Genomic DNA, 4,918 nt, shown 5'->3' on the forward strand with positions numbered 1-4,918 from the left:
CGTCTTCGCCTTGAAAATCTTCTCCACCATCTCATCGAGCCCCGAAAGCCCCATCGCCTTCGCGGTCGCATCGCCCGAATCCCGCACCGCGTCGGTGATGATCAGCCCCGGGCAGATGGCGTTGCAGGTGATGCCCAGCTTCCCCACCTCCAGCGCGGTCGTCTTCGTGAGGCCGTTCACCCCGTGCTTGGCGGCCACGTAGCCCGCCATCCCGGCCGCGCCCTGCTTCCCCTCCACCGAAGAGATGTTGATGATCCGCCCCCAGCCCCGCGGCAGCATGTGCTGCAGCGCCCACTTCGTCCCGTAGAACACCCCGCCCAGGTTCCAGCGGATGTCGTTCTCCCAGGCGTCGTCATCCAGCTGGGCGATCGGCGCGGGCCGGGTGATGCCCCCGGCGTTGTTCACCATGATGTCGAGCCGGCCCCAGCGCGCCGCCGCCTCATCGACGAGCCGCTTCACATCGGCGCTGCTGCGGGCATCCCCCTGCACGAACAGCGCCCGCTCGCCGGCGCCCAGCTCCTCCAGCGCCTGCTGCCCCTTGGCTGCGTCGCGGCCGTTGAAGGCAACGAACGCACCCTCCCGCAGGAACGCCTCGACGATGCCCCGGCCAATGCCGCGGCTCCCGCCCGTGACGGCGGCAACCCTGCCTTCCAGTGCTCCCATGCTGCGTCCCTCTCCGTGGAGTTAGAGCCGCCCGCGGGCGGCCCGGTGCTTTGCCGGGACGCTTTTACCACATCACCACAATCTTTGGAAGACTGGCCAAGGAATTGGTTCGCGGGGCTCCGGCCTCAGCCGTCCAGCCCCACCGCCGCCTCCGCGGCACCGCGCCGCCCGCCGATGTCCACGCCATCCGCCACCAGCGCGCGCATCAGCATGTCCACCGTTTCGCGCTTGGTCGCGTTGAAATCGAACGCCCCCGGCTCGAGCAGCCACTGCAGCGCGATGCCCGTCACTGCCCCGATCTGCCGCGTTGCCGCCACCATCGGGTCGATGTCCCCCCGGAACACTCCCTGCCGCTGGCCATGCGCGATCGCCCGCGCCGTGGTCTTGCGGAACCCGTCCCACAGCGCCCGGATTTCATCGCCGAGGCGCGGGTCCCGCTTCGCGCTCGCCGTGAACTGCACGAACACCTCGTAGGGCACCGGGTTCACCACCGCCAGCTCGATCGAAATCTCCAGCACCCGCCGCATCTGCTCCACCGGGTCCTGGCTGCTCTCGATCGCCTCCGCCACCGACTCGTTGAAGATCTCCTGGCAGCGCGCCAGCACCCCCGAGAGCAGGTCCGCCTTGTCTTTGAAGTGGTACGAAACCAGCCCGCGGCTCACCTCCGCCCGCTTCGTCGCCTCGTCGATCGAGGTCTCTGCCCAGCCCTTCTCCGCCATCACCGCGACCGCCGCCTCGATGATCTGCCGCCGCCGAATCGCGTTGATATCCAGTCGTGCCATACGCCATCCTTCCACCGCCGGTGCGCCGGCGCCTGTGTCCAGCTGTCCAACTTCAGGCTAGCAGGCCAGAACGCTGAACGCCTCTTTCCACGCCCGTCCCCGGGCGGTAGACTCCCATCGCTCAGTTGGCCGAACAGCCAAATCTCCTTCCGGGTGGTCCAAATGCCGCCATCTCCCGAAGTCCTCCTCGACCTCCACCGCCGCATGGTCCGCATCCGCACCTTCGAAGAAGAGGCCGGCAGGCTCTCCGAAGCCGGGCGCATCCCCGGCGCCCTCCACCTCTACGTCGGCGAAGAAGCCGTCGCCGCCGGCGTCGCCGCCCACCTCACCCCCGGCGACCAGGTCACCTCCACCCACCGCGGCCATGGCCACCTCGTCGCCGTCGGCGGCGACTTCCGCCGCATGTTCGCCGAGCTGTTCGGCCGCGCCACCGGCTACTGCCGCGGCAAGGGCGGCTCCATGCATATCGCCGATATGGACCTCGGCATGCTCGGCGCCAACGGCATCGTCGGCGGCGGCCCGCCCATCGCCGTCGGCGCCGCCTTCTCCAACAGGTACCGCCAGACCCAGAACGTCACCGCCTGCTTCTTCGGCGATGGCGCCTCTAACGAGGGCAGTTTCCACGAGGCCGCCAACATGGCCGGCCTCTACCGCCTGCCGCTGATCTTTGTCTGCGAAAACAACGGCTTCGGCGAATTCACCCGCCAGGACCGCCACCAGGCCATCCACGACATCGCCGACCGCGCCGCCGGCTACGGCTTCCCCGGCGTCGTCGTCGATGGCATGGACGTCATCGCCGTCTACGAAGCCGCCGGCGAAGCCATCGCGCGCGCTCGCCGCGGCGAAGGCCCAACCCTCCTCGAATGCAAGACCTACCGCTTTTACGACCACGTCGGCGTCCGCGGCATGGGCGTCGTCTACCGCTCCGACGATGAGGTGCGCGCCTGGCGCCAGCGCGACCCCATCATTCTCCTCGAGCAGCGCCTCGCCGAGCTCGGCATCCTCGATGCCGCCGGCGCCGCTGCCGTCCGCGAGCAGGTCCTCGCCGAGGCCCGCGAGGCCGTCGCCTACGCCGAGGCGAGCCCCTTCCCCGAACCCTCCACCCTCACCGAAGACGTCTACGCCAGCTGACCCGAGGAGCCCCGCATGACTGCCCCCACCGCACCCGCCCAGCCCCGCCAGCTCCCCCTCGTGATGGCCATCAACGAAGCCCTCCGCCAGCTCATGCGCGAGGACCCGAACGTCTTCCTCGCCGGCGAGGACGTCGCCCTCTACGGCTCCGTCTTCGGCTTCAGCCGCGGCCTCCTCGATGAGTTCGGCCCCGAACGCGTCGTCGATACCCCCATCAGCGAGGCCGCGCTCATCGGGCTCGGGGTGGGCGCTGCCGCCACCGGCCTCCGCCCCATCATCGACATCATGTTCATGGACTTCACCGGCGTCGCCATGGACCAGCTGGTCAACCAGGCCGCCAAGATGCGCTACATGTTCGGCGGCAAGGCGCGCCTGCCGCTCACCATCCACACCATGGCCGGCGCCGGCCTCAACCTCGCCGCCCAGCACTCCCAGAGCCTCGAGGCCTGGTTCTGCCACGTCCCCGGCCTCAAGGTGGTCATGCCCTCCGGCCCGTACGAAGCGAAGGGGCTCCTCATCGCCGCCGTCCGCGACGACAGCCCGGTCATGGTCATCAACCACAAGGGCCTCCTCGGCCTCGCCGGCGAGGTCCCCGAGGAGATGTACGAAATCCCGCTCGGCCGCGCCCATGTGGTTCGCCCCGGCACGAACTTCACCATCATCGCCACCGGCCGCATGGTCCACGAAAGCCTCGCCGCTGCCGAGAAGCTGCTCGAGCACGGCATCGATGCCGAGGTGGTCGACCCCCGCACCCTCTCCCCGCTCGATACCGACACCCTCGTCGCCTCCGTCCTCAAGACCCATCGCGCCCTCGTCGTCCACGAGGCCGTCCGCTTCGCCGGCTTCGGCGCCGAGATCGCGGCCCAGCTCCAGGAGCTCGCCTTCGACCACCTCGATGCCCCCATCGGCCGCATCGGCGCGCCGTTCGCCCCTGTGCCGTTCAGCCCCGCGCTCGAATCCCACTACGTCCCGAATGCGGACCGCATCGTCGCCGAAGTCCTGCGCCTGCTGGGGCGGTCCGCCTGACCATGCCGACCGGCATCATCGGGATCATCGCCAACCCGGCCTCGGGCAAGGATATCCGCCGCCTCGTCGCCCACGCGCCCGTGGTCACCGATGCCGAGAAGCGCGCCATCCTCCGCCGCTTCCTGGTCGGCGCGGCCCGGGGCGGCGCCCGCGCAATCCACTACCTGCCCGGCCCGCACCGGCTGGTCGAAGAGGCCCTCGCCGGCCTCGACCTCCCGCTGGAGGCCGTCCCCCTCCCCGTCGACCTCACCGGCTCCGCGCTCGATACCCGCGCCGCCGCGGCCCTCCTGCGCGAGCGCGAGGCGGCCGTGGTCCTCGTCCTCGGCGGCGATGGCACCTGCCGCGCCGCTGCCGCCGGCTGGCTGGACCTGCCCATCCTTCCCCTCTCCACCGGCACCAACAACGTCTTCCCGCGCGTCCACGAGCCCACCCTCGCCGGCCTCGCCGCCGGCCTCCTCGCCGCCGGGCGCCTGCCGCTCGAGCACGCGGTCGTCCCTGCGCCCTACGTCGCAGTCGAAATCGACGGTGAACCGCCCGACCTCGCCCTCGTCGATGTCGCGCTCGTCGATGAGCCCTTCCCCGGGGCCCGCGCCGTCCGGGACCCCGCCAGCCTGCGCCGCCTGCTCGTTCTCCGCTCCGACCCGGCAGTCACCGGCCTCGCGGCCATCCCCGGCGCCATGGGCCTCGCCCTCGGGAGCGATGCCGCGCTCGAACTGGAGTTCGGCCGCCCTGGCATCGAGGTCCTCGCGCCCCTCGCTCCCGGCCGCTTCGAAACGGTCTGCGTCAGCTCCTCGCGTCTCGTTCCCCTCGGCCAGGACCCCGCCTGGAGCGGTCCCGGCATCCTCGCCCTCGACGGCGAGCGAGAGCGCCGCCTCCTCCCCGGCCAGCAGGCGCGCCCGGTGCCGCTCCCCGGCGGCCCGCTGGTGATCGACCCCCGCCGGGTCCTCACCTGCGCCGCCCGCGCCGGCCTCTTCCGAATCCCTCCGAACGGAGCCCCCGATGCCGACTGACGTCCTCATTCCCAAGCTGGGCATGACGATGACCGAGGGCACCGTCGCCGAGTGGCTGGTGCCCGATGGCGCCGAGGTCCGCACCGGCGACATCGTCTACCGCCTCGAAACCGAGAAAATCGAATTCCAGGTCGAGGCCGAGGCCGATGGCGTCCTCCGCCACCTGGTCCCGGCCGGCACCACCCTCCCGCCGGGGTCGGTGGTCGGCTGCATCCTCGCCCCCGGCGAGTCGCTCCCCGCGGCTGGCGGCCCGGCCCCGGCCCCGCCGACCGCCGCGCCGGTCGAAACGGCCGCCCCCGCGCCGCC

At 71.2% G+C, this 4,918-nt stretch carries 6 protein-coding genes; 4 read left to right on the forward strand and 2 right to left on the reverse strand.

Going from position 1 to position 4,918, the window contains the following annotated elements; translation table 11 throughout:
• Window positions 1-663: SDR family NAD(P)-dependent oxidoreductase (locus VAE46_RS09465; protein WP_322796687.1), on the reverse strand; the 663-nt coding region annotated here is incomplete at its 3' end.
• A 125-nt stretch (window positions 664-788) separates the two neighbouring features.
• Window positions 789-1,445 carry a TetR/AcrR family transcriptional regulator gene (locus VAE46_RS09470; RefSeq protein ID WP_322796688.1) on the reverse strand — a complete coding sequence of 219 codons (657 nt, stop codon included), beginning with the start codon at window positions 1,443-1,445 and terminating at the stop codon, window positions 789-791.
• 162 nt (window positions 1,446-1,607) lie between these two features.
• On the opposite strand from VAE46_RS09470, the gene VAE46_RS09475 reads away from it, so the two are divergent.
• The 4 genes from VAE46_RS09475 to VAE46_RS09490 all read left to right on the forward strand — a co-directional run.
• Window positions 1,608-2,576 (forward strand): thiamine pyrophosphate-dependent dehydrogenase E1 component subunit alpha, encoded by a 969-nt coding sequence (locus VAE46_RS09475; RefSeq protein WP_322796689.1) that lies wholly within the window; start codon window positions 1,608-1,610, stop codon window positions 2,574-2,576.
• A 15-nt stretch (window positions 2,577-2,591) separates the two neighbouring features.
• Complete coding sequence (locus tag VAE46_RS09480) at window positions 2,592-3,602, forward strand: alpha-ketoacid dehydrogenase subunit beta (protein ID WP_322796690.1); 1,011 nt, start codon at window positions 2,592-2,594, stop codon at window positions 3,600-3,602.
• Window positions 3,603-3,604: 2 nt separating this feature from the next.
• Window positions 3,605-4,612 (forward strand): NAD(+)/NADH kinase, encoded by a 1,008-nt coding sequence (locus VAE46_RS09485; RefSeq protein ID WP_322796691.1) that lies wholly within the window; start codon window positions 3,605-3,607, stop codon window positions 4,610-4,612.
• A partial coding sequence (locus VAE46_RS09490) for a lipoyl domain-containing protein (protein ID WP_322796692.1) occupies window positions 4,602-4,918 on the forward strand: 317 nt, incomplete at its 3' end. The genes VAE46_RS09485 and VAE46_RS09490, both read left to right, overlap by 11 nt.

Source organism: Tepidiforma sp. (genome assembly GCF_034433535.1).
GTDB lineage: Bacteria > Chloroflexota > Dehalococcoidia > Tepidiformales > Tepidiformaceae > Tepidiforma.